This is a genomic window from Croceitalea rosinachiae, from assembly GCF_031846445.1.
GTDB lineage: Bacteria > Bacteroidota > Bacteroidia > Flavobacteriales > Flavobacteriaceae > Croceitalea > Croceitalea rosinachiae.
This window is the reverse complement of the sequence record NZ_JAVRHR010000002.1, coordinates 246,856-273,733: the sequence shown is the minus strand read 5'-3', so window position 1 is coordinate 273,733 and position 26,878 is coordinate 246,856. Positions and strand designations below refer to the sequence as shown.

At 37.0% G+C, this 26,878-nt stretch carries 19 protein-coding genes; 14 read left to right on the top strand and 5 right to left on the bottom strand.

Translation table 11 applies throughout. From position 1 onward, the window contains the following. Positions 1 to 101 precede the first annotated feature (101 nt). Positions 102 to 1,541 (top strand): pyridoxal phosphate-dependent decarboxylase family protein, encoded by a 1,440-nt coding sequence (locus RM706_RS08960; protein ID WP_311350718.1) that lies wholly within the window; start codon positions 102 to 104, stop codon positions 1,539 to 1,541. 1 nt (position 1,542) lies between these two features. Here RM706_RS08960 and RM706_RS08955 read toward each other — a convergent pair whose 3' ends face one another. Beyond that, a complete protein-coding gene (locus tag RM706_RS08955; RefSeq protein ID WP_311350717.1) occupies positions 1,543 to 3,342 on the bottom strand; it encodes a glycoside hydrolase family 15 protein in 1,800 nt (599 codons plus the stop codon). 99 nt (positions 3,343 to 3,441) lie between these two features. Here RM706_RS08955 and RM706_RS08950 point away from each other — a divergent pair, with 99 nt between their 5' ends. From RM706_RS08950 to RM706_RS08900, 11 genes are read left to right on the top strand one after another with little or no spacing between them, the layout of a single operon-like run. Further along, entirely contained in the window at positions 3,442 to 5,652 is a 2,211-nt protein-coding gene (locus RM706_RS08950; protein WP_311350716.1) for a bifunctional alpha,alpha-trehalose-phosphate synthase (UDP-forming)/trehalose-phosphatase, read from the top strand. Positions 5,653 to 5,656: 4 nt separating this feature from the next. Then, positions 5,657 to 7,174 (top strand): nuclear transport factor 2 family protein, encoded by a 1,518-nt coding sequence (locus RM706_RS08945; protein ID WP_311350715.1) that lies wholly within the window; start codon positions 5,657 to 5,659, stop codon positions 7,172 to 7,174. 9 nt (positions 7,175 to 7,183) lie between these two features. Further along, positions 7,184 to 7,810, top strand: coding sequence for a TMEM175 family protein (locus RM706_RS08940; protein WP_311350714.1), 627 nt, complete (start codon positions 7,184 to 7,186; stop codon positions 7,808 to 7,810). Further along, positions 7,807 to 9,135 (top strand): M28 family peptidase, encoded by a 1,329-nt coding sequence (locus tag RM706_RS08935; protein ID WP_311350713.1) that lies wholly within the window; start codon positions 7,807 to 7,809, stop codon positions 9,133 to 9,135. The genes RM706_RS08940 and RM706_RS08935 overlap by 4 nt, the downstream gene beginning before the upstream one ends. A 14-nt stretch (positions 9,136 to 9,149) precedes the next feature. Beyond that, the gene (locus tag RM706_RS08930) at positions 9,150 to 10,772 is read left to right on the top strand and encodes a M1 family metallopeptidase (RefSeq protein WP_311350712.1); all 1,623 of its coding nucleotides are present in this window, start codon (positions 9,150 to 9,152) and stop codon (positions 10,770 to 10,772) included. Further along, positions 10,769 to 11,575 (top strand): arginase family protein, encoded by an 807-nt coding sequence (locus RM706_RS08925; RefSeq protein ID WP_311350711.1) that lies wholly within the window; start codon positions 10,769 to 10,771, stop codon positions 11,573 to 11,575. Before RM706_RS08930 ends, RM706_RS08925 begins: the two co-directional genes overlap by 4 nt. Next, positions 11,572 to 12,354: a hypothetical protein gene (locus RM706_RS08920; protein WP_311350710.1), complete on the top strand. Its 783-nt coding sequence runs from the start codon at positions 11,572 to 11,574 to the stop codon at positions 12,352 to 12,354. The genes RM706_RS08925 and RM706_RS08920 overlap by 4 nt, the downstream gene beginning before the upstream one ends. Beyond that, entirely contained in the window at positions 12,351 to 13,280 is a 930-nt protein-coding gene (locus RM706_RS08915; RefSeq protein WP_311350709.1) for a carbon-nitrogen hydrolase family protein, read from the top strand. The genes RM706_RS08920 and RM706_RS08915 overlap by 4 nt, the downstream gene beginning before the upstream one ends. After that, positions 13,280 to 13,807, top strand: coding sequence for a GNAT family N-acetyltransferase (locus RM706_RS08910; RefSeq protein ID WP_311350708.1), 528 nt, complete (start codon positions 13,280 to 13,282; stop codon positions 13,805 to 13,807). The genes RM706_RS08915 and RM706_RS08910 overlap by 1 nt, the downstream gene beginning before the upstream one ends. A gap of 27 nt (positions 13,808 to 13,834) precedes the next feature. Continuing rightward, a complete protein-coding gene (locus RM706_RS08905; RefSeq protein WP_311350707.1) occupies positions 13,835 to 14,875 on the top strand; it encodes a zinc-dependent alcohol dehydrogenase family protein in 1,041 nt (346 codons plus the stop codon). A 58-nt stretch (positions 14,876 to 14,933) separates the two neighbouring features. Beyond that, on the top strand, positions 14,934 to 16,466 hold the full coding sequence (locus RM706_RS08900; protein ID WP_311350706.1) for a M20/M25/M40 family metallo-hydrolase: 1,533 nt from the start codon (positions 14,934 to 14,936) through the stop codon (positions 16,464 to 16,466). A 25-nt stretch (positions 16,467 to 16,491) separates the two neighbouring features. On the opposite strand, the gene RM706_RS08895 is transcribed toward RM706_RS08900, so the two are convergent. Next, positions 16,492 to 19,884: a ThuA domain-containing protein gene (locus RM706_RS08895; protein ID WP_311350705.1), complete on the bottom strand. Its 3,393-nt coding sequence runs from the start codon at positions 19,882 to 19,884 to the stop codon at positions 16,492 to 16,494. A gap of 102 nt (positions 19,885 to 19,986) precedes the next feature. On the opposite strand from RM706_RS08895, the gene RM706_RS08890 reads away from it, so the two are divergent. Further along, positions 19,987 to 20,562, top strand: coding sequence for a YdeI/OmpD-associated family protein (locus RM706_RS08890; protein ID WP_311350704.1), 576 nt, complete (start codon positions 19,987 to 19,989; stop codon positions 20,560 to 20,562). On the opposite strand, the gene RM706_RS08885 is transcribed toward RM706_RS08890, so the two are convergent. The 3 genes from RM706_RS08885 to RM706_RS08875 form a co-directional block, all read right to left on the bottom strand. Further along, the gene (locus tag RM706_RS08885) at positions 20,559 to 23,798 is read right to left on the bottom strand and encodes a S41 family peptidase (protein ID WP_311350703.1); all 3,240 of its coding nucleotides are present in this window, start codon (positions 23,796 to 23,798) and stop codon (positions 20,559 to 20,561) included. The genes RM706_RS08890 and RM706_RS08885 overlap by 4 nt on opposite strands. A gap of 64 nt (positions 23,799 to 23,862) precedes the next feature. Next, entirely contained in the window at positions 23,863 to 25,113 is a 1,251-nt protein-coding gene (locus RM706_RS08880) for an MFS transporter (RefSeq protein ID WP_311350702.1), read from the bottom strand. 6 nt (positions 25,114 to 25,119) lie between these two features. Further along, complete coding sequence (locus RM706_RS08875) at positions 25,120 to 25,410, bottom strand: DUF1272 domain-containing protein (protein WP_311350701.1); 291 nt, start codon at positions 25,408 to 25,410, stop codon at positions 25,120 to 25,122. A gap of 166 nt (positions 25,411 to 25,576) precedes the next feature. On the opposite strand from RM706_RS08875, the gene RM706_RS08870 reads away from it, so the two are divergent. Further along, positions 25,577 to 26,815: a metal-dependent hydrolase family protein gene (locus RM706_RS08870; protein WP_311350700.1), complete on the top strand. Its 1,239-nt coding sequence runs from the start codon at positions 25,577 to 25,579 to the stop codon at positions 26,813 to 26,815. Positions 26,816 to 26,878: the final 63 nt, after the last annotated feature.

The window sequence follows — 26,878 nt, the reverse complement described above, 5'->3', positions numbered from 1 at the left end:
ACGACTTCTAAAAGAAGTTTAATTTGAGAAACCGCTCCTAAATGGAGCGGTTTTTTTGTTTCCAACTTTGTCATGTATGACCAAGAGCCTAATTTTATAAAATGAGTGATAATCTTCTAAAAAATATTTACACTGCCGAAGAGTTTGAAAAAAATGCTACAAAACTCTTTAAAATGATTAAAAATCATCTTCAAAACACGACCACAGGAAAAGCTGACAGAACCCTAAACTGGAATGAGCCAGATAAAGAGCTTAATTTTTGGAAAGTGTTTTTAGAAAATGGTAAAAATGAAGATTTTTTCACAGAGATTTTAAAGCGGTCTACGCATACACACCACCCTAAATATGTAGGTCATCAAGTCTCTGCTTCTGCTCCTATTACTATTTTGACAGCAATGGTAAGTGCTTTACTAAATAATGGTATGGCTGTATATGAAATGGGCATGTCCCCATCAGCAATTGAAAAAGTAGTCACCGATAGTATATGTGAAAAGATTGGTTATACATCTGACTTTGGAGGTTTTCTGACTTCGGGTGGTACGCTTGCAAATTTAACGGCATTGTTATCTGCACGAAAAGCTAAGGTTTCTCATAATGTTTGGACTGAAGGATATTTAGAGCCTTTAGGCATTATGGTTTGCGAACAAGCTCATTATTGTATTGACCGTGCTGCTAAAATAATGGGATTGGGCGAAAAAGGGATTATCAAAGTTCCTTCGCAAGAAAGTTTTGCCATGGATATTAAAAAGTTGGAAGTTTCTTACAATGAAGCAAGAGCTAAAGGTATCAAGATATTCGCCATTGTCGGTAGTGCTCCATCTACAGCTACAGGCGCGTATGATGACTTACTTGCCATAGCCGATTTCGCAAAAGATAAAAATCTCTGGTTTCATGTAGATGGGGCCCATGGAGGAGCTGCCATATACTCAGAAAAATACAAACATCTTCTTAATGGTATTGCGCAATCAGATTCTGTGGTTATTGATGGTCATAAAATGATGCTCATGCCAACAATTACTACAGCGCTACTCTTTAAAAACAAAGTTCATGCCCAACATACCTTTAGCCAAAGAGCAGATTATTTACTACACGATACGGAAGAGGAAGATTGGATAAATAGTGGTAAAAAGACTTTTGAATGTACCAAAACCATGATGTGCATGCATTGGTATATTTTATTAAAATTTTACGGTGAAGAAGTGTTCGATGAGTTCGTGACCCGTCAATATGATTTAGCAAAGGACTTTGAAAACACGTTACAGACGGATCCTAATTTTGAGTTGGCGACATCTCCAATGTCAAATATTCTATGTTTTCGATATACTGACAGTTACCAAAATGACGAACGACTCAACCAACTAAATACAAGCATAAGACAAGAATTGCTAGAGGAAGGGGAATTCTATCTAGTTCAAACAAAACTTCGCAATATTCATTATCTAAGAACCAGTCTTATGAATCCATTTACAACCGTGGATCACCTCAACTTGCTTGTAAACAGAATAAAAGAAAAGGCCGAATTGTTACTAAACAAAAATTAGTTTAGCTAATAGATTCCAATATTTTCTCCTCGCTCTGCTTACGTGAGAAGTTAATAGCACATTCAATCAACGCCAAATGTGAGTACGCTTGCGGAAAATTCCCCAACAAACGTTTAGTCTTAAAGTCTATATCTTCACTAAACAGCCCTAAATGATTGCTATAACTTAATAATTGTTCGAAATGCGCCAAAGCTTTATCCTCTTCTCCAATTTTAAATAGTGCATTTATAAACCAAAAAGTGCAAATGGTAAATGATGATGATGGTAATCCGAAATCATCTTCATTTTTATACCTGTAGAGAAGGCCATCATTACTTAAGTCTTTTTCAATAGCTTTTACTGTACTCACAAATTTTGGATCGCGAGCATCGACAAAACCATAAGACTCCATTAATAATACTGATGCATCCAAATCATAGGAACCATAAGACTGTACAAAGGCATTAACATCCTCATTCCAGGCATTTTCATGAATATCTGCCTTAATCTCTTGCTCAATTGCTGTCCACTGCTCTATCTTTCGATGCTTACCAAATATTCTTGCTACCTTAATTGCACGGTCAATGGCAACCCAGCAAAGTACCTTTGAGAAAGTAAAGTGACGATCTTCGCCTCTGAACTCCCAAATACCTTTATCTGGTTCTTGCCAATGTTTGTTAACTATCCAAACAATACCCTTAGTAATACTCCAAAGTTCCTCCCCATTTTCTATATCATTACTAAACTTATGCAACTGTTCATAGATCACATCCATTAAAATTCCATAAATATCATTTTGCTTTTGCTTGTAAGCAGCATTTCCTGTTCTTACAGGCTTTGAACCTTTATAGCCATCTAAATGCTCTAAAGTCTGTTCAGTAAGCTTCTTCTCTTTATTGATACCATACATGATTTGAAGCTTCTCATCCTTATCGGGCATTAAGTCAATGATGAACTGCAGATATCGTTTGGCAGAATTTTTATGGCCTAATTCTGAGACAACCTTAATTACCATGGAGGCATCACGTATCCAACAGAAACGATAATCCCAATTTCTTACTTCTCCTATAGTTTCCGGTAAAGATGTAGTGGGAGCTGCAAGTACCGCACCTGTTTTATCATAAGTCAACATTTTTAAGGTCAATGCGCTTCTAATAATCTCTGGATTAAACTTTTTATAAGTCGGGGTTCTATCTACCCAATCTAACCAGTAAATCTTGGTTCGCTCTAATTCAAGAGACATTTTCTCCGTACTGGGCTTTAAAATCTTTTCATTATAACAAACCAAAAAATACCCATCTTCTTTCAAAGTAATCTCTTCACCATTAATAACATGGTTTTTATTAAATGAAGTGTATAAAAATAGTGTGTCGAACTTTTCTTTATCGGTCAAACTGACAATAAAGTTATTTTTGACATGATGTCCTGTTTCTCCTTTAGCATACTCCAACTTTGGGTCATAAAGCACAGAAAATTTAGGTGCTCCAGAAATGTGTTTTACATACCTAACTATTTCAGGTGGAGCATTGTATTTACCTGTTAGTTTATGATATCTTGGCATGAAATCATGTAGTTCAAAAATATTTTCACCATCTGAGTATCTGGTTACTAAGATGGCCGTATTTACATGATACTTTTGAGTGATTTCGTAATTATATTTGGTAATGATTTCAAAGCTTCCCCCTTTTTTATCATCCAATAGTTTTGCAAAGACCGATGTCGAATCAAATTGAGGCAAACAACACCAATCCAATGATCCTGTGTTAGAAATTAAAGCTGCACTTCGGCAGTTTCCAATTATTCCGTAATTTAGGTTATCCATAGTGGGATTCTTATTTTCTGGTGGTTATTGTAGGTTTTTTCTTTCTTATTAATCGAAAAAACACCACTTTTATTACATTTTTAGTTCTAAAATTTATTTATGAGTAAAACTATAATTATTTCTAATAGGCTACCAGTACAATTGCAAATAAGTGATGGTGGATTATCAGCGATTCCAAGTGTAGGTGGTTTGGCGACAGGAATGAAATCTGTACACAGCGGCAGTGAAAGTCTCTGGATTGGATGGTCAGGGCTTACAGATGAAGATATTCCAGATGGGTTGTCTGAGACTATTGACAGTGCCCTTAAACAACATGGATGCTCAAAAGTAAAACTCACAAAAGATGATGTAGATGGGTTTTATTTTGGTTTTAGCAATCGAACAGTCTGGCCGTTATTTCACTATTTCTTGGAATACTCTGAGTTTGAGCTCGATTTTTGGAATAGTTACAAAGCTGTAAATCAAAAATTTGCAGATGCAATTTTGGAGGAAGCTGGCGACGATGATATCATTTGGGTACATGACTACCAACTAATGCTAGTACCTCAAATGGTCAAAGAAAAAAGACCAAATGCCACTATAGGTTTCTTTTTACATATACCTTTTCCATCATATGAAATTTTCAGAACCCTACCATGGCGTGAAGAAGTACTTGAGGGACTTCTAGGTGCGGATTTAATAGGATTTCATACCTACGACTACGAAAGACATTTTTTAAGTTCGGTACGAAGGTTATTAGGCCTTGATGTAAGTTTTAATGACATTTATCTTGAAAATAGGGTCATAAAGGTAGATTCCTTTCCAATGGGGATTGATTATAATAAGTTTCATGAAGCGGCAAAAAAGAGTAGTGCACTAAAAGGAAAACAACGTTCAGATCTTCAAATTAAGTTAGATGAGCATAAAAAATCGGCGCCAGATACTAAGTTGATTGTTTCTATTGACCGACTAGATTATAGTAAAGGCATCGCAAAACGCATCAATGCATTTGAATACTTTTTAAATAAATATCCCGAATATAAAGAAAAGGTTCGTCTTATCATTCTTGCTGTACCATCACGTTCTAACGTTCCACAATATATGTTGCTAAAACGTGAAATAGATGAGTTAGTAGGCCGTATAAATGGAGAACTCTCAACCGTGAATTGGACGCCTATCTGGTATTTTTATAGGTCACTTCCTTTTGAAAATTTGATTGACTTATATACCTCTAGTGATATTGCTTGGTTAACCCCATTACGTGACGGTATGAATTTAGTTGCCAAAGAATATGTTGCTACTAGGACCGATAAAACGGGGGTGCTCATTTTAAGTGAAATGGCGGGTTCCGCCTACGAAATGAATGAAGCATTGCTCATCAACCCAAATAATTTTGAAGAACAGGCGGATACTTTGAAACAGGCTATTACTATGCCTAAAGAGGAGCAAATGGCTCGAAATATGTTCTTGCAAAACCGTTTAAAGCGCTACAATGTTGAAGTCTGGGCCAATGAGTTTATGAATTCCTTGAAGTCACAAAAACAGGGAATCGGAACTTATGTGTCTCAAAAAATGAACAACAATATTTTAGAATCGGTCTCGGTTAAATACCGTTCAGCTAAAAAAAGACTGTTGTTTCTAGATTACGATGGTACACTTGCTGGCTTTCACAAAGACCCACAAAAAGCATCGCCAGACGATGAACTATATCAATTATTAGATCAACTTCATCAACAAGAAGGGACAACCCTCTTTTTAATTAGTGGCCGTGACAAAGAAACCTTTAGCCGATGGTTCTTGCCAAAAAAATATAATATGATTGTAGAACACGGTGTATGGATTTCAAAAGATGGAGAAGAATTTAAGCTCTTGGAAAAAGTAAATGGCGATTGGATGGAGAAAATTCAACCAGTTTTGGAATCTTTTGTTGATCGTACCCCTGGATCTTTTATTGAAGAAAAAAATTATTCTTTAGCTTGGCACTATCGCAATACTGATCCCGATTTTGGAAATAAACGCGCAACTGAGCTAAATACAGTACTGACAAGTTTAATCGGTAATGATGACATAAGCGTACTCAATGGAAATAAAGTGATGGAAGTGAAAAGTAGCAATGTTAATAAAGGAAGAGCATCTGTGCGTATTTTGAGTGAGGACGATTATGATTTTGTTTTTGCCATCGGTGATGATTGGACGGATGAATTTATGTTTCAAGAGTTACCAGAAAGCACAATAACCGTTAAAGTTGGATTACAAAAAACCCAAGCAAAATACCATGTAGAGGGTACAAAAAAAGTTCGAGAATTATTAAAACATTTTATAAATCTATAATAAATTGAAACCATATATTCCTATTCTAATTTCTCTAGCGAGCTATCAACTTGTTTTTTCTCAGGCTGATACCGAAATTTTCCTCTTTGATTTAGCTGTTGCCAATGACACTGTGATTCTATCTAACAAGATTAATATTTCAAATAATGAAGGTTATGACAATCAACCATCATTTTATGATAATAACACGGTACTATTTTCATCAACAAGAAATGGCCAAACCGATATCAGAAAATATGATATTGCGTCTGGCGAGACTACTTGGTTGACCGATACAAAAGTTGGCAGCGAATATTCGCCTACCAGAATTCCGAATAGTAATAACATTTCCGCTGTTCGTTTAGACACAACAGGGCTTCAGTTACTCTATGCTTATGATATTGACAGAGTAACGTCAAAACCTATTTTAAAAGATGCCAAAGTAGGTTATCATCTATGGTATAATGAAAACATATTGGTCAATACCGTTCTTATCGAAAATAGGATGGATTTAGTTGTCAGCAATCTAAAGGAAAATACCAATTATACTTTTCAGAAGAATGTTGGTCGTTGTTTGCAACAAATTCCTGGTTCAGAAAATATCAGTTTTGTGCAGAGGGAAGAAAATCAAAATTTAATTAAAACCATAAATCCGATTTCTGGAAAAACTGATTCTATAACTACTATTTACAATACATCGGACTATGCATGGCATCCATTAGGATTTGCAGTTATCGGGATGGACAATACCCTAATGATATTTGATGCTGAAGAAAAAAATCAGTGGGCTTCTCTATACAGGTATGAAGACAAAAACATTCAAAAAATTTCAAGATTAGCCATTTCTCCTAAAGGGGATAAAATTGCAATAGTTTCTGAAGTATCCCCTGAACAAATTGTTCAAAAACAAGTAGATTCATACAATGCACATGATTTAGACACCTTTGTCAACTGTTATTCCGAAGATGTATGGGTAGGTAGATTTCCGAGAGATACTTTTTACATAGGTAGAAAAAAAATGTTCGAGAATTATCAATCCTACCTCAAAAGTGTGGAATCAACAGAAGTAAAAGTTACTTCACGTATTGTAATTGGAAATAAGGTAATTGATCAAGAACTTGCTAATGACAATGGTAAACAAAGCCACCAAGTGGCTATTTACGAAGTAGAGCAGGGTCTAATCAGTAGTATGAATTTCATTTTTGAAAAAAAAGTTGATAACCCCGAGCCTATAGTGCAAAAGCAATTAGAAGCCTATAATGCGAGAGATATAGATGCCTTTCTAAAAACATATAGTGATCATGTTGAACTCTACAATTATCCTAACCAACAAACTTCAAAAGGGCAGATTTCGATGCGCAAACGCTATCATGGCTTTTTTGAATCTACACCCGACTTGCATTGTGAAATAAAGAATAGAATAATCATTGGAAACAAAGTTATTGATGAAGAATACCTTACCGTAAAAGGGCAAAATTTTTCAGCGGTGGCTATTTACGAAGTAGAAAATGGTAAAATTGCCAAAGTCACTTTTATTCAATAATTTTCTTTTGTGAAATTTCCTCATAATATTTCTAGAATTGAAGCTTTCAGTGATGCTGTATTTGCTTTCGCAGCTACCCTTTTGGTAGTTTCGGTAGGTAGTGAAGTAGATACATCTGTACTGAACATTGATTGGATGGTATTCTTGAGTTTTGGGGTTAGTTTTTTTGTTCTAGTAGCATTATGGTCATTACATTATAATTTTTTTAGACGAACAGATTATATAGACAATTGGATAATTGCAATCAACGCTATCTTACTATTCGTAGTGCTCTATTATGTTTTTCCCTTAAAATCATTGATAAACTCATGGACAGGCGGGCTCGCACTTAATTCTGATGACTTTTCTTCTCTTTTTCAATTGTACAGCCTAGGTTTTGTTTTGATTTTTCTTTGCTTAACATTAATGTATTTCAGAGCATATACTAAAACCAAAAAACTTGAAAACTCAATTATACTATTGTTTTACGTAAGGCACTTTAGCATTTATGTCTTTGTTTCTTTATTATCCATACTAATTGCAAAGCTTAAGGTAGGTTTAAACTTTGCCTTGCCAGGAATTATTTACGCCCTTTTAGGTCCATTATGTTATATACATGGAGTACATTTTGAAAAAAAATATAATCGAACAACATGAAAAAACTTTTATTACTCGCTCTATTTTCTTTCTCATTTTCATTTTCTCAAAGCGATTCAAGAATTTATGATATTATCAATGCTGTTTCTGCCGAACGAATTGAAAATGACATTACCACATTAGCCAATTTTGGAACACGACATACATTAAGTGATACGACTTCTCAAACCAAAGGAATCGGTGCGGCCCGACGTTGGATTAAAAGTGAATTTGATAAAATATCATCTGAATGTTCAGATTGCCTTGAAGTTTTTTATCAAAAAGATTTAGTAAAAAAAGGTACTAATCAGCGTATTGTAAATGATGTTTGGGTGGTAAACGTGGTTGCCATTAAGAGGGGAACTAAGCATCCTAATCGGTTTATCATCATGAGTGGCGATATTGATTCAAGGGTGAGCGACCCAACAGATTTTACCTCTGATTCACCTGGCGCAAATGATAATGCAAGTGGTATGGCCGGCACTATTGAAGCAGCTCGTGTGCTTTCAAAGTATGATTTTGAGAACAGTATCATTTTCGTTGGCCTATCGGGTGAAGAACAAGGGCTTTTTGGCGGCAAAGGATTGGCTGCTTATGCCAAAGAAAAAGGTTGGGATATCGTTGGTATTCTCAATAATGATATGATTGGCAATATTAAAGGTGTTGATGGAGTTATGAGCAACCGAGATTTTCGAATATTCTCAGAGCCCGTACCTGTCACTGAAACTGAACAAGAACGAACTGCGAGGCGTTTTTATGGAGGGGAAGTTGATGGTATTTCAAGACAATTAGCTCGTTACGTACATAAAACAGTCAAAACATATATGCCTGAAATGAATCCGACTATGATTTACAGGCTAGATCGTTTTGGTCGTGGTGGTCATCATCGACCATTTAATGATGCTGGCTATGCTGGAATTCGAATTATGGAATCACACGAAAATTATACACAACAACACCAAGATATTCGAGTAGAAGATGGAATTGCTTATGGCGACGTGTTAGAACATGTTAATTTTGAATATGCAAAAAAACTTACTGCTGTTAATGCAATTAACTTAGCATCAATTGCTTGGGCTCCTCCTGCTCCAGAAAAAGTAGAGATCGGTGGTATTGTGAGACCGGCCGCAAAATTTAAGTGGAGCCCAGTTGACGGAGCTATCGGTTATAAAATTTATTGGCGTGATACGACATCTCCTACATGGGATAATTATAAATTTGTAAGAAATACCAACAGTTTTACGTTAGATGGTATTGTAATTGATAACTATTTTTTCGGAGTTGCAGCTATAGGAAAAGATGGACATGAAAGCCCTGTCGTTTTTCCAAATGCAATTTTTAGATAAACCAATCTATTTTTATGAAGAACTTACTAGTAGTAGTATTTAGTTTTTGTACCGTATTTCTGTATTCGCAAGGTGATTTAAGTTATACCAAAGAAGATTTTTTGAGAGGCAGTATCACACCTGAACGTGAATGGTGGGATTTAAACTACTATCATCTAGATATTGAAGTAGACCCTGATCAAAAGCATATTTCTGGTAAAAACACAATTCGTTATAAAGTTTTAAAAGAGCATGATTTAATGCAAATCGATTTGCAGCCTCCGATGCAAATTGAAAAGGTAGTAAGTGAAGGTCAAGAGCTCTCGTTTAAAAGTAGTGGTAATGTACATCTTATATTACTCAGTAAAAAACAAATAAAAGGTGAGTATAATGAATTGATGATTTACTATTCAGGAAATCCTAAAGAAGCCATTCGCGCACCGTGGGATGGAGGTTTTTCATGGAAAAAAGATAACAATGGTAAACATTTTATTGCCACATCTTGTCAAGGCTTAGGGGCTAGTGTTTGGTGGCCAAACAAAGACCATATGTATGATGAAGTTGATAGTATGGCCATTAGTGTAAAAGTTCCTAAAAACTTAATGAATGTGTCTAATGGTCGATTACGCTCAATTGATGAAGATACCTCAACTAAAACGTATCATTGGTTTGTGAACAGCCCAATAAACAATTATGGTGTCAATGTGAATATTGCTGATTACACTCATTTTGGTGAAAAATACCAAGGCGAAAATGGCGAACTCGATTTAGACTACTATGTTCTTCCTGAAAATTTAGAGAAAGCCAAAAATCAATTCAAACAAACCGCAATGATGATGGAAGCCTTTGAACACTGGTTTGGGCCTTACCCATTTTATGAAGATGGTTTTAAGCTAGTTGAGGTGCCTTATTTGGGAATGGAGCACCAAAGCTCAGTCACCTATGGCAACCAGTATCAGAATGGATATTTAGGGCGTGATCTTTCAGGTACGAACTGGGGGCTCAAATTTGATTTTATTATCATTCATGAAGCTGGCCATGAATGGTTTGCCAATAGTATAACCTATAAAGATATTGCTGATATGTGGATTCATGAAGGCTTTACCGCCTATTCAGAAAATCTGTACTTAGATTATCATTTTGGGAAAGAAGCTTCAGCAGATTATGTAATCGGTACAAGAAAAAATATCAAAAACGATATACCCATTATAGGTCGTTACAACCTAAACAAGAAAGGATCTGGTGATATGTACTATAAAGGAGCTAATATCTTACATACGCTTAGGCAATTATTAGAAGATGATGAAAAATGGAGAAAAGTTCTAAGGGATATGAATAAAACCTTTTATCACCAAACCGTCACTACTGCTCAAATAGAAAACTACCTCTCAAAAGAAACTGGAATTGATTTAACTGAATTTTTCGAGCAGTATTTGAGAACAGTTATGATACCCACCTTAGAATATAAAATTGAAGGCGAAAAATTGAAATACCGCTACACCAACATTATTGAAAACTTTGACATGCCTGTACAGGTTAAAATTGGTGATAAAAATCAATGGCTTTTCCCAACTGCTGACTGGAAAACTGAAAAAGTTAATAGTCCCAATATTATTATTGATCGTGATTTTTATATAGAATCTAAACTTTTAGAGTGAAAATATACTTTCCGCAATGGCAAGGGTCAGGTAAAGGAACGCCAATTGAACCAGGGGCCAAGGCAGTTTTAGAATATCTCAAAGATGAGAGTTTTGTCAAAGTTCCATTGTCTAAACTGCCTGCTGGAGAAAAGGGAAAGCAACGCTATCATATCAACAACTTTGATGCACTGTTCGAACAATTAAAATATTTAAAAAAAACCATTGCATCTTCAAATCCAGATACCCTAAAAATCATTGGTGGAGATTGCGGTTTAGAAATAGTGCCAGTTTCCTTTCTGAATAAAAAATATTCAAATTTTGGTGTAATTTGGTTCGATGCCCATGCCGATATCAATCGCCCTTGTGATTCAGCAAGCTGCAATTTTCATGGCATGCCTTTAAGAACACTTTTAGGTGAGGGAGAAACCAGAATGCATTCCTTGTTAAGTTCTACAATAGATGCATCACAAATACATTATATAGGACTTAGAGATGTAGACCCTGCAGAACAAACTCGCATTAATGAAGGAAATATTTACGCTCCAAAAGAAACAAATATTCAAGAGCTGGTTCAATTGTTGCATAAAAAAAATATTGAACACCTTTATCTACATTTTGATTTTGATTGCCTAGAACCTACAGAATACCCTCAGACGTATTATAATGTCGCCGGAGGGTTAAAAGTCAAAGAAGCAGAACAATGTATTAAGACTCTAAAAAAGGAATTTAAAATCGTAGGAAGCAGCGCATTAGAATCCATAACAACAAGTCAAAAAGAATTAAGACCAATTACAGGAATCATAAATTTATTAATGATATGAGAACTACAATACTACTGGCAATTTTATTCTTTGTCCTTGGATGTACGGAAAAGCCAAATAGTGCGAAAACAAAACCAAAGAATGAAGTTTTGGTCTTGGGTACCATTCATGGCGGCCATTTGACCCATAGCATTTACAATATTGATTATTTAAATCGATTGATTAAAGAAATAAAACCCGATTTCATACTAGCTGAAATACCACCGGACAGAATGGAGGCTGCCATGCAAGGCTTCAAGAAAGATGATAGCATTTCTGAACCCAGGGTAATGCGTTTTCCAGAATATGTAGATGTTATTTTTCCACTAACCAAAGAATTGGGTTTCGAAATTATACCCACTGCTGGTTGGACCAAACCAATGGCCGATGAACGCAGTGCAAAACTTAAGGCTATTAGTAAAGATTCTTCTAGATTATCTGATTGGGTAGCTTACTTAGCAGCCAACAAACACTCCGATTCCATTTATAAAGCAACCGGTAAAAAGAATGACCCATACTTTATACATACTACAACCTATGATAGTATTCAAGACATTGCTTTACAGACTTATAATAGATTGTTCAATGTTGAATTAGGTTTAGGCGGATGGGAAAATATCAATATCGCACATTATTGGAACATTGAAAAAGCTCTAGAAAAATATCGATATCAAGGTAAACGTTTTTTAATAGTCTACGGTGCTGGGCATAAAGGTTGGTTCTTACGCCAACTTCATAAAAGAGATGATATTACTTTATTGGAAATGAAGCCATTTTTAGAAAAAATTGACAAAAAATGATTGTAAAAGTTGGTGTCGTACAAGACAGTCCTGTTTTTTTTGACAAAAAACGGACTTTGGACAAAATGGAGATACTTATCAAAAAACATGCAAAAGATGGGTGTGACCTACTCGTATTTCCAGAATCATTTATTCCCGGTTACCCAAGAGGTTTCGATTTTGGAGCTAAAATAGGTAGTCGCACTAGAGAAGGTAAATCATTGTATGCGGAGTATTACAAGAACAGTATGTCCATAAGAGGAGAAGGTATGAAAAGGCTTATGCAATTATCTCATACCTACTCGTTATATCTGGTAGTAGGCTTTACCGAAAAGTGTGAAAATAACGGTAGTTTATATTGTAGCATGGTGTATATCTCACCTAAAGATGGGCTAATGGGCGTACATAGAAAAATTAAGCCTACGGGTACCGAACGTGTCATTTGGGCTGAAGCGGACGGAACGTCATTAGTGACTTTCGATACTAAAATTGGAAAGTTAGGTGGACTTATTTGTTGGGAAAACTATATGCCTGCGGCGAGAATGGCCATGTATCAAAAAGGAGTTGAAATCTATATCGCCCCTACCGCAGATTCACGGGAAGAATGGACAGCAACAATGAAACATATTGCTTTAGAAGGAAGATGTTTTGTTTTAGGTAGTAATCAATACTTTACCAAATCAATGTATCCAGAAAAATATCAAAAACTCGTGCTAGATGAACCTGAAAACATGTGCTCGGGTGGTAGTATTATAGTTTCCCCTAAAGGAAGAGTTTTGGCAGGTCCTTTATTCAATGAATCAGGAGTCTTAACAGCCGATATAGATTTAGATGAAATCATACATGCCAAAATGGATTTTGACACCAATGGACATTACACTAGAAATGATATTTTTAGGTTCCATGTAAATAACCAACCAGAGATTAAAAAAGAAAGTGTGGGCTAATGATTGATCTACAACCAACTTTAGAAAACGATTTGGTCTTAATAAGACCCTTATTGGTTGAAGACTTTGAAAATCTTTACAAGGTAGCAAAAGATGCCAAAATATGGGAATTGCACCAAAACCCAAACCGTTATGAGTTACAAGTCTTCAGACAATTCTTTAAAGATGCAATTAATTCAAAAGGAGCTCTGGTTATCATTGATAAGGCCACAAGTAAGATTATTGGAAGTTCTCGTTTCAAGCAAACTGAAAACTCAAATCAAGCTGTGGAGATTGGATGGACATTTCTTTCTAGAAGTTATTGGGGCGGTGTTTATAACAAGTCGTTCAAAGGACTAATGATTACCCATGCTTTTGAATATTTTGATTATGTTCTTTTTCATGTAGATGAAAACAATTTTCGTTCACAAAAAGCTGTGAAGAAATTAGGAGGCACCTTGATTGATAGACAAGGAACATTGGCATACCTTCATACACCAAAAAAAAGTGGTCTAACTTTTATATTGGGCAAAAAAGAGGTGACCTAACAATAATTAATTTAAACAATAGGACTTATGAGAGCTGCAGTCTTTGAAAAATTTCAAGGCAATATCACCATTCAAAATGTACCAGATCCAAGTCCAAAAAAAGATGGAGTTGTCCTTAAAGTTACCGCAACAGGACTCTGCAGAAGTGATTGGCATGGTTGGATGGGGCATGATGCTGATATCAAATTGCCACATGTACCTGGTCATGAACTTGTTGGTACCATTGTTTCTAAAGGCGAAAATGTAAAAAAATTTAAGATTGGTGAACGGGTAACCGTACCTTTCGTTTGCGGATGTGGTAACTGTGAAGAATGTAAAACAAATAATCAACAGGTTTGTAATTACCAATCGCAACCCGGTTTTACCCATTGGGGTTCTTTTGCCGAATTTGTTGCTTTAGACTATGCCGATATTAATTTAGTCAAATTACCGAATGAAATATCTGATATTACTGCCGCTACACTTGGCTGTAGGTTTATTACATCCTATAGGGCTGTGGTGGCTCAAGGTAAGGTGACTGAAAATCAATATGTGGCAATACATGGTTGTGGAGGTGTCGGACTTTCTGCTATCATGATTGCAAAATCGTTAGGAGCAAAAGTTATTGGAATAGATATTAATCGAGATAATCTAAATTTGGCAAAAGAATTTGGCGCTATAGCTACCATAAATGCCACCCAAGTGGAAAATGTGTCAAAAGCGGTAAAGGAAATTTCCAATGGAGGAGTGCATGTATCCATTGATGCTTTGGGTAGCTCAGAAACCTGTTTTAATTCTATTGCCAACTTAAAGAAGAGGGGACGCCATATACAGGTAGGTTTAGTGACCGGCAATCATGTAAATCCAAAAATTCCAATGGACTTGGTAATTGCAAATGAACTAGAAATTGTGGGTAGTCATGGTATGCAAGCCCATAAATACCCTGAAATTCTTAATTCTATTATCGATGGAAGATTACAACCTGATAAGCTTATAAAAGACACTATTTCACTACATACGGCTACAACAATTTTACCACAGATGAACGAATTCAAGCATCATGGCGTATTAATTATTAACTCCTTTTAAAGCTCATTATACAAGTTAAGTTGACTATGCTTAAATTTATAGCTCATCAATATTGCTTATGAATTTCTATAGACCTATTAAATTTAAGATAACCTTCTTAACGATACTAATTTCTTTTGCCGCAGGCAATGCTCAAAAACTAAATCAGATTCAGTTAGATTCATTGTCTAAAAAGTATGCAAAATCTTCATTACCGCTGCTCAAAGAACTTTTGAGCATTCCCAATGATGCTTTTTATGCGGCTGATATTGAAAAAAATATCAAATGGTGCGAATCCGCTTTTGGTAAAAGAGGCTTTACCACAACCCGGATCGAAACGGAGACAGTTCCGTTACTACTTGCAGAAAGAAATCATAAAAAGGCAACAAAAACAGTGTTGATTTACCTGCAGATAGACGGTCAACCTGTTGATTCTACAAGGTGGTTTCAAAAAAGTGCCTACACCCCAGCCCTCAAAAAAAAGAACGCAAAAGATGATTGGGAGGAGGTAGCATGGATAGACATGAAGGGTTTTGAAGATGATTGGCGTGTTTTTGCTCGTTCTGCTAGTGATGCCAAAGGACCAGTTGCTATGTTCTTAACCGCACTGGATGCAACTGAAGAACTTAAGATTAGTCCGAATTATAACATCAAAGTTATTATGGATTTTGAGGAGGAATTGGGTTCCCCTCAATTACCTAAGGCCGTGATTGAAAACAAGGATCTTTTAACTGCTGATATGCTTATCATTTTTGATGGTCCAAGACATATTACCAATAGACCTACGCTTACTTTTGGAGCAAGGGGAATTGCCACCTTACAATTGACTACGTATGGACCATCAGTTCCACAACATAGCGGACATTTCGGCAACTATGCCCCTAACCCTGCATTGCGTCTTTCAAAATTGCTCGCTTCGATGAAAGATGATGATGGAAGGGTCACCATCGAGGGTTTTTACGACGGTATTGCTATTGATGAGGCTACTGAAAAAGTATTAAAAGCTGTTCCTGATAATGAAAGGCAAATTCAAGAAAGATTACAAATCGCTGCAACCGATAAGGTAGGCAACTACTATCAAGAGGCCATTCAATATCCATCATTAAATATTCGCGGCATGCAATCAGGTTGGATCAATGAAAAAGTAAGAACTATAATTCCGGGTTGGGCAAGGGCAGAAATCGATGTGCGATTGGTATTGGAATCGGACCCCACACGTTTGTTGAATCTGATCAAAGAACATATTGAAAATGAAGGATATCTAGTGCTTGACCGAGAGCCCACTAAAAACGAAAGGCTTGAATATGCCAAAATAGCAACTATAACTTCAGAAATATCTTATCAAAGTTTTAGAACAGATTTTGATTCCGAGGCTGGCCTTTGGTTGACCAAAGCCCTTAAAAATGCTTTTGGTGAAGACCCTATCAGAATTAGAATGAGCGGTGGCTCTATTCCTATCTCTCCTTTTGTAACCACTTTAAATATTCCTGCGGTTACTGTACCAACAGTAAATAGAGATAATAATCAACATAGTCCGAACGAAAATTTGCGTTTGGGCAACTATCGCGAAGGCATTCAAACCATGATAGCAATTCTAAATGAAAAGCTTTAATCCTAATTTTATCTAAAGTATAGTTTTAATTAAATGTGGCATTGACCAAAGCCACCATACTAGGTTCTTTGCCTTCTTCAGCGGCATAGCTGATATAAATATTCGTTTTTCTATTAATCTGTGTTGAAAGTGGAATTACCCCTGCACCCCCTGGTTGACCAACTTGGGGCTGTGGCATTGAACCTCGTCCGATTAAAGGGCCATTGGCATCATTTAAATGAATTTCAAAATTATAGGCTAGTTTTGGAGCATCCTGCCAACCAATAGCTAATACCACAGCCTTTACACCTGTCAAATCAATATTTTCAATTAAAAGCCCCCCATTAGTCTCATTTAGTAATTGCAAGTCCATACCACCAAACTGAACGGCCATCATACCATCAGTTACGGTGCCCTTAGGAAACGTAACTGTATTGCTTGAGAGCGCAACAGATTTAGTTCCTGTTAGCGGAGGTGCCGTATCCAGTCCTGAATCCGTATAACTAGCTGTGATTACCATCATTTGACCGGGGTTTGATTCTGCCTTAATTTTACCTTTGATAGGTAAAGATTCTTTTTTTAGGGCATGGTCTCCCAAGGAAGTTATATAAAGTGCAATTTGCCTTGATTCATCTGTAGTAATTTTTGGATGGGCGGGCATCATAACCTCTCCCCAAACTCCTTCTCCGCCAACGACAATTTTCTCCTGTAAATATGCCATATTGCCTTTTTGGCCATTATATTTATTGGCAATATCTGTGTAAGTGGGCCCTATAGAAGCTTCGCCAGGTTTATGACATGTTTTGCAATCCATAGCTTGTGTAAGTGCCTTGCCAATTTCGATTTCAGAAACTTGTTGGTGACCCAGAGACATAGAAGCTTTATCCATTCCTTCTAAATAATCTACGCTTACGAATATATTCTCTTCATTTATATCTTGATTGTCATCAGGGTCACTAACAGTTATATCGTAAGCAACATCTTGACCTGGAACATAGAAAGACGTATTACCTCCGTCCAAATCAATGCTTATTTTTGGCCTACTATTTCCAGCCACAATGGACATTGCATTGCTCTGCGTACTTTCACCACCGCTATCGATTATAGTAACCATTACCTTATATGCTCCCGGTTCTTCATAAGACCATGTTAGTTCTGGTTCAGTAGTTTCCTTGGTCTCTCCATTTCCTAAATCCCAAACATAAGTCATCTCATCTTTTTCCCTATCACGAGCTTCTACCGAAGCGTTTATAGTTAAAGGCAAGGTGCCCGAAGTTCTATCGACGATTAAATTATCAATTAACGGAGGTCGATTTCCTCCATTAAACTTTATATAACTTAGGCCGGAGTCCTCATTCTGTGAAAACCACCCGCTACCATATTCCAACAAATAAATTTTGCCATTGGGGCCAATCTCCATGTCGATCAGACTATTTACCTTAATATCTGATGCAAATGGCTCCATTTTCGAAAAACTACCGTCACCGTTTAAATGAATGGCCATCATCCATCCTCTCATCCATTCATAGATGATTACTTTACCATCGTAATAACTCGGTAATTTATCGGTACCATAGTATAGATCTGAATAATAGGTGGGGCCAGCCATGGCGTTGCGCCCTCCTGAACCTACCTGCGGAAAATCTTGGGTTTCTGAATATGGATAAAAAGCATATGCCGGCATTGCCTTGGGCAGCTCGGTCAAACCTGTATTATTTCTCGAATTGTTTATTGGCTTATCGGGATTAAAAGCGCTTCCTGATTCCCCTGTTTTATAATTATAGGCAACATATGGCTTGTTATCACCTATAAATAAAGGCCAGCCAAAATTTCCTGCTTCTCGAGCTTGGTTCATCTCATCATACCCCCGCGGCCCCCGTGTTTGCAAACTATCAACTCGAGCATCTGGACCCACATCACCCCAATAAACATAACCCTTTTTGACATCTACCGATATACGATATGGATTGCGATGTCCCATAGTATAAATCTCCGATCGAGTCTTTTCCGTTCCAACTGGAAAAAGATTCCCCTCTGGAATATCGTAACTGCCATCTTCATTTACCTTAATACGAAGAATTTTACCTCTTAAATCATTAGTGTTTCCAGATGATCTTCTGGCATCAAACTGCTCATGACCAGGGGTGTCATTAAGGGGTGCATAACCGCTATTTACATATTTCTCCCCTTCTTCATTAAATGGCGTGCTATTGTCTCCTGTGGATAAGTATAAAAGATTACCAGGACCAAAAGCTATAGATCCACCTGTGTGGCAGCATATCTCTCTTTGACTTTCAACCTCAAGAATTATCTGCTCGCTACCCATATCGAACTTTCCATTCTCAAACTTAAATCTTGACAATCTATTGACTTCAAGATTTCCGGTCGGAGCATAGTACGTATATATCCAATTATTACTTTCGAAATCAGGGTCTTTTTGAAGCCCCATTAGGCCTTCTTCTACATTTACCCCTTGCGCTTTCAAGGTTTTGTGATACACATCTAGCTTAGCAATTTCATTTAATTCTTTAGTGCCATCGCTATATAAAAGTATTTCTCCCCTACGTTGTGCAATCAATACATCATTATTAGGAAGCACTGTCATTTCCGTAGGCTCAAAAAATCCCCCACCAACCAATTCCACTTTAGAAAAACGGTCATTCTCCGGAGGAATCTGAGATCTTACTTTATCATGATTCAACTCAAGGTTATCTCCAATCGCATATTGAATTCCTCCTAGGATATGTTTTAGAAACATTTCATCTTTGAAACTTTCATCAGTATGTCCTGCTCCAGTATAAAAGGCTCGACCTCCATCAAACTCGTGATACCAAGCGATAGGGTGAAAATCACCATTTTCCCCTCCTTCATAAGTAGATTCATCAACAGTCATTAAAACATTTACATCTGGGTTGATATTCTTATAGTTATATAACTCATCCGAACGATTCCAAATCGAATCAGTAAAATGCTTTGTAGCAATAAAATTATTATCACTAATAACAAAATTTGCATTTGGTGTGCCAGAAGGATGGCTCAAAAACTGCGCTCCGACCAACTTATTGTACCAGCCCCAATCATATTCCGTATCCGCAGCAGCATGAATACCCATATAGCCACCGCCCGCTTGTATATATCTTTCAAAGGCGGCTTCTTGATAATGATTAAGTACATTCATTGTAGTGCTCAAAAAGATAATTGCCGAATACTGTTTCAAATTCTCTTCATTAAAGAGTTCTGCATTGATAGTAGTATCGACAGCAAATCCATTCTCTTTTCCTAATTCTTGAATTGCAGCTATACCAGCGGGAATAGATGCATGCTTAAAACCCATTGTTTTAGAAAACACCAATACTTTCGGAGTTCCTGCTCTTTTATTTTCACAAGAAGCAAAAAATACTATTGATATAATAAGAGTGATACGGACAATTGATTTCATAAACATATCGATTTTTGATATTTATAAAATTACGATTACCAAAAATCAATACCTAATAGAAATATTTCATATGATTGTATTTTCAAATCGTAATTCATCATAATGGGGGAGATTCAATCTTATTATTTTAAAAATGAAAAGGAATGGAGATATTGGTTAGACAAAAACCATAATCAATCTGAAGGCATATATCTGATTTTCTATAAAATAGAACACCCTATGCCCAGTATGCGCTGGGAAGAGGCCGTGAGAGTTGCTCTTTGTTATGGTTGGATAGATAGCACGGTAAAAAGCCTGGGCGATGGAAAACGTCGTCAATATTTCTGCCCAAGAAACCCAAAAAGCGTTTGGAGCAAAGTAAATAAAGACCATTTAATAGAACTTAAAACAGCAAGATTACTACATGAAAGTGGAATAAAGGCAATCAAAATTGCCAAAGAAAATGGTTCATGGACGGCTTTAGATGATGTTGAAAACGGAATTATTCCTGATGACTTACAAAAGGAATTCGATACGAACGAAAAGGCCCATAGCAACTATCTAAGTTTTACTAAAGGACAACGTAAGAGCTATCTCTACTGGCTAAATCAAGCAAAAAGGACTGAAACTCGTAAAAAAAGAATAACAGAAATAGTATCCTTATGTAAAAAAGGGGTGAAATCTAGAAACACCCGTTAGTTCACATCTTTTAATAATTCTTCAATAGAACGCTCTAATTGTTGGTCTATGCCCTTATCAATCACATCGGGCATATTTTTTACTCTAATCATCGGTTCTGTCTGATTATTTTCCATCCATTCTCCAGCTTTGTTTTTGGCACTTACGGGTACCACACCCCATCGCCCTCCATCTGGCAATCGCTCCCATCCAGCAAAACTACAGGTGCCTGGCACTGGCATCCCGACTGTTTTTCCAATTTTCAAATCGGTGTATCCACTAGCAAAACAATGACCATCACTATACATGGATTCATTAAAGATTGCCAAAGTTGGTTTGGTCCACCGTGAAGTTGGCTCACCTCCTACTTGTCGGTCTTCCGTTTCATAAGTAATAAAAGATTCTCCAGTAAAGAACATGGCCAAATCTGCTACTAAATCGCCTCCGCCATTGAAACGAGTGTCAACAATTACAGCCTTCTTGTCAGAAAATTTACCTAGCATCTGCTCATAAATGTTACGATAAGGACCATCACTCATACCTGGAATATGAACATAACCCAATTGACCATTACTCTTTTCCGCAACCTCTTTCTCATTGATTTTCACCCAACGTTTGTACAGAAGACTATTCTCTTGCCCCAAGGTGATAGGCTTTACGGTCACTTGTTGTTGGTTTTGCCCGGAAGCATCTACAATATCAAGTAGTGTAAAATCACCAGCTATACGGTTTAAGTACGAAGCGACATCGGTATTAGCTTCAATGGCAACTCCATTGATTTTTTGAATGATACTTCCTATAGGAATTTTAAACGCTGCTTTGTCTAAAGGGCCTCCTTTGATTATCTCCGCAATTTTGATACCATCCGCTTGATGGGCATAATCCATGAAAATTCCAAGACTAGCAGTGGCATCTCCGTTTTGTATGTTACCGTTATAACGCCCACCGGCATGACTTACATTCAATTCGCCCAATAGTTCAGAAATCATCTCTGCAAATTCATACGAGTTTCCTAGATGTGGTATATATTCTTCATATTCACTTCGCAGCATTTCCCAATCCTTACCATGAAAATTGGAATGATAGAAAATGGCATTGGTGCGCAACCAAACATGCTCAAACATATGCTGACGCTCGGCATCAGTATCAAGCTGCATTTCGGATTTCATTTTTATAGGTTCTTTTTTGGCTCCTCCTAAATCAACTTTAGAAATGCTTCCATCACTTAATAAAAATAAATTCTCTTGTTTACTATCCCATTGCAAACTCGCTCGTCGCGCACCCAAACCAATTAACAATTTGGTCTTTTTCGTTCTTATCTCGGTTTCCCATAGGTTGAGATTTTTCTCAAAGCGGGCTAGATAATATAGCTTTTCGCCATCTTTTGATAGTACCGCGTCACCTAAATTAGAAGAATGAATAGTCAATCTAGCCTTCCGTTCATTCAAGTCTTCAAAATCAAATTGTAGCGGTTTAGCTTTTGGCTTATCTGCGTCTTTAGATTTTTTGTCCCTTTTCTTTGCTTTGGTATCCTCCTCTTTCTCTTCATCGGCATCCGGTTTCTCATCAAGAAGTTTCATCAAATCAAAATCTTCCTTACTCATATTATACTTATCCCAACTTTCGTGGGTCAAGAACATACTGTAAATATCTGCTTGTGTTCTGCCGCTAGTCGCATAACTCTTGAGTCCATCACGATTACTGAACCATAATAATTGTTTACCCTCGTTCACCCATTTAGGATAGAAATCATAGTACCCACTTTGCGTAAGGTTTATCTTTTTGGAACCATCTGCCGCCAATAAAAGAATTTCACCATTACTCAATGATTTTCCCCAACCGGTCAAAAGCCATTTGCTATCAGGACTCCAAGTAAAATATTTATCCCCATCACGCATATGGTATAATTCATCAGGAGTCATTAAAGTTTTCTCCTCTTTGGTATTGAGATCTAATACTTTGAGCGTGCGTCTATCTTCAATATAGGCCACAAGGTTACCGTCAGGAGAAAATTCAGGCAAGTAACAATCCACATCTTTTTGCAATAATACTTCTTCTTGAAGTAAGGTAGCTGCGAAAAAATACGGTTCAGAACTTCTTCTTTTGGTAGTTTTAAAAATTTGCCATCGCCCATCTCTTTCACTGGCATATGCTATTCCATTGCCATCTGAAGTAAACCTTATAAACCTTTCTTGTTCTGGAGTATTTGTAATTCTTTTGGTTAATCCACCCTCAACGGCAGTAACAAAAACTTCACCTCTTGCAATAAATGCAATTTCTTTTCCATTAGATGAAACGGCCATTTCGGTTACACCTGAGTTAATAGAAATATATTGGTCTGAATTGGCGCCATCTTGGGTTCTAATTATAATATTAACTTTTTGAGGCGACGCACCATCAGTCAGGGTATAAATTTCACCGTCATGGCTGAATGCCATCGTTCCATTTCCATAAGACAAAAACCGAACAGGATGGGTTTTTAAATTGGTCAATTGTACATTTTGAGAAGGATTATCTAGTGCAAACTTATGTACGTTGAAAGTGCCACTTTCCTCACTCAAATAATACACATTTTTTTCATCATTGGACAATAAAGGATTCCTGTCTTCACCTTTAAAATTAGAAAGCATGGTATGCTTATCATTGGTAACATCATACAACCAGATATCCCTAGTAATAGCAGAAACATGATGCTTTCTAAACTCATTTTCATAACCCTTTTTATCGTGGTACAGCAAAAACGTTCCATCCGAATTTACTTGAACATCTTGAGCAGGTACAGTCAATACCTGGTTAACCTTACCGGCATTTGAAGCTACTTCATATAGCTCGGGCTGAGAGCGGTTTGGATATTGTCGATGCTTTACATCATCTTGGCGAAGCCCACCAAATAAAACAGTTTCGTCGTTTTTCGAGAATGTATAAGGTACCTCATCATTGCTATGAAAAGTTAGGCGTTTGGCCTCTCCGCCCAAAGCATCCATTATAAATACATCAAAATTACCATAGCGGTCAGAGGCAAAAGCAATTCGCTTGCCATCTTTACTCCAAACGGCTTTATAATCGTGAGCCTTATGATACGTTAATTGGTTTGCAGTTCCGCCTGAAGCAGCTACGCTAAACAGATTGCCTTTATAAGTAAAAACAATGGTTGTTCCATCAGGAGAAATTGCTGGATACCTAGCCCACTTTGGATTGGTTTGGGCACTTAAAAAGCTTAAAAATAACAATGAGATTAAAAACGTGAAACGCTTCATGAACAATTAGTTTGATTAAAGAAAGATAGTAAAAAGTGTCTTCTGTTAAACTAAGTTTTAAGGCTTATTTAACCGTTTCAAAAAGTCTATAATAAATAAAAGCCGCTACGGCACCAACGAAAGAAAATCCGGTCAACATCCAAAAAACATATTGATACCCTTGTTCTCCAGGGTAGGCGTCTAAAAAATAACCATACGCAGGACCAGCAAAAATATCTGGAGTATATCCCACTAAAGAAATGAGTCCTACCGCAGTACCCGTAAGCACAAGCGGAATTTTCCCTTTTTTCATCACTCCAAAATATAAGGCTCTAGCTGCATAAACTCCCATAGCAATCAATACAACAGCAATAAGAAATAATACCGCAGTTGAAGGAACTATCAATCCAGAACTGAATAAAACACCAGCTACAATACATAACACTAAACTGAGAAAAAGCCAAAAAGTTATTTTAAACCGGTCTACCAAGAATCCTACTAAAATACCTGTAGCGGGTCTTAAAAATTGTAAAAATGTACCAACTTGAGCAGCTTCAACCTGATCATAAAGCATTACTTCATTGGCAAATTGAGAGACAACATCGGTTATCTTATAGCCAACATAGGCACACAAAATAATAATCATCAATAGCCAAACCGATGGCAGCCTTAAAACCGATTTAATTTCTGTAAATGAAATACGCTCAATAAGAATATCTTTTTCTATCTCCCCTACTTTCATAAAAATCCATACCAAAAGACCTATTATCGAAATGATTATAATTGCTGCATAAATAACAAACGAAAAGGCCTCCTGACTTTCTTTCAATGAGGCGTCACTAACTTGGTTGCCCATTATAAGTGAAAAGATAAATACCCCAAGCAAACCAAATAAAAATCCGGTCAGTCCTCTGCCGCCATCTAGAAATCCAAAAGCCTTCCCTTGAGATGCATCACCGCCCCAAACCCGTGTTGCTTTTATCATTGGTGCCCAAAATAAAAAGATGGTCGTAAAGCCCCAATAACCATATAAAATCTGTAAGGCGATTAAACTTGGATATGACGCAAATAATAGCCCACCCAAAGCAGTCAGCCATAGGGCAATTGCAATCAACTTTCTGGGTGGGAATTTGTCCGCTAACGGACCACCGAATAGATAAGAAGGTACCGCGACCAAACCATAAATAGAAAAACAAAGACCGATTTGAACATTAGTTAGTGCAAAAACTTCCAATACCGTTGGCCTAAAAATACGAGGTAGTACAAATGGTAGTATAAAAACGGCCTCACCAGATAAAATTAAAAGTACAAGATAATACCAACTCGGTTGTTTCATAAATAGTTATCTATCCTTGGGATTGATATTAATATTAGTCTCTTTCAATTCTTGGAACTTTATTAAGTCTACGGGCTTATATAGTTTTTCAGCTTTGGGCGGATGCTTAGTTAATTGCCCTTTTGGTCTAACAGGTCTTTTTTCAAAACCGCCTCCACAATTAGGGCATACATTTGCTAATATAGAATCCACACAGTTCTTACAAAAAGTACATTCGTAGGTGCAAATCATGGCTTCTTGACTATCTGGCGGTAACGCTTTATCGCAATTCTCACAAGTGGGTCTTAGTTCAAGCATCCATAATATTTACCTCCTAAAGGTAATCATAAACCAAACCTATCAAAATTTAAGGACTGTTTTACTTATCTTTAGTCGGCTAATTTGAATACTGATTTCGGTCTTTAAAATATGAATTCTTGACACTTAAATTACTTTTGTATTCTACCATAAATACCAATTAAACATGAGAACAATCTTTGTCTTTTTTTGTGCAACAATTACCTTAACAGCTCAAACGCTTTTAAAGCCTGACCGTGTTTTCGACGGAATAGAAATGCATGAAAAATGGGTGGTCTTTGTTGTCGGCAATCAAATTGAATATTCGGGTTCTGGAACAGAATTTAAAACCCCTAATGATGCCAAAATTATTAGCCTTAATGGAATGACCCTCATGCCTGGTTTAATAGAAGGGCATTCGCACCTTTTGCTACACCCCTATAATGAAACGGAATGGAATGATCAGGTATTAAAAGAATCTCCAGTTGAACGTGCTATTCGTGGTAGTATAGCAGCAAAACAGTCTTTATTATCAGGAGTTACCAGTATGCGTGATTTGGGTGCCGAAGGAGCAGGATATACCGATGTATATTTAAAAAAGACCATTGATAATGGGCTTATTGAAGGCCCACGCCTAAAAGTAGCGGGGCCTGCGATTGTGGCTACAGGTGCTTATGGCCCTAAAGGCTTTCATGATGGTGTTACGGTTCCCTTGGGCGCTGAACCCGTTAGTGGTGTTGATGAGGCTATACGAGCGGTACGCCGTCAATTGGGCAACGGTGCTAATTTTATAAAGATTTATGCTGATTACCGTTGGGGCAAAGGCGAACCTTCCCAGCCTACCTTTTTACAAGAAGAGTTGGATGTTATGGTAAAAACGGCACGCTCTGCGGGGCGCTATGCCGTGGCTCATGCCAGTACGCCAGAAGGTATGCGAAGAGCAATTATGGCAGGTGTGGAAACCATTGAACATGGTGACGGTGGAACGAAGGAAATCTTTGAGCTCATGAAGGAAAAAGGAGTCGCTCTCTGCCCTACTGTTGCTGCTGGTGCAGCCATTGAACGCTATAAAGGTTGGCGAAAAGGCATTGATCTTGATACTGACCGTATCACCAAAAAGAAAGCCTCTTTTAAGCTTGCCCTTGAAACGGGGGTTCATATCGTTTTTGGTGGTGATGTTGGGGTGTTTCCCCATGGCGAAAACTATCAAGAATTAGAGTTAATGGTAGAATATGGTATGCAACCTTTACAAGTGTTACGGTCCGCTACCGCTAAAAATGCGAAATACCTACACTTTGAACACCTAGGGCAGCTCAAAAAAGGGTATTTGGCAGACATCATCGCAGTAAAAGGCAACCCCATTAAAGATATCACTAAAATGAGAGAAGTAGGTTTTGTAATGAAAGACGGTGTGGTAATTAAATAAGCATTTTGTTTTTGGTAGTTGCGAATTACAAATCGCTAACTTGTGAGTTTTAAGTAGAATTCT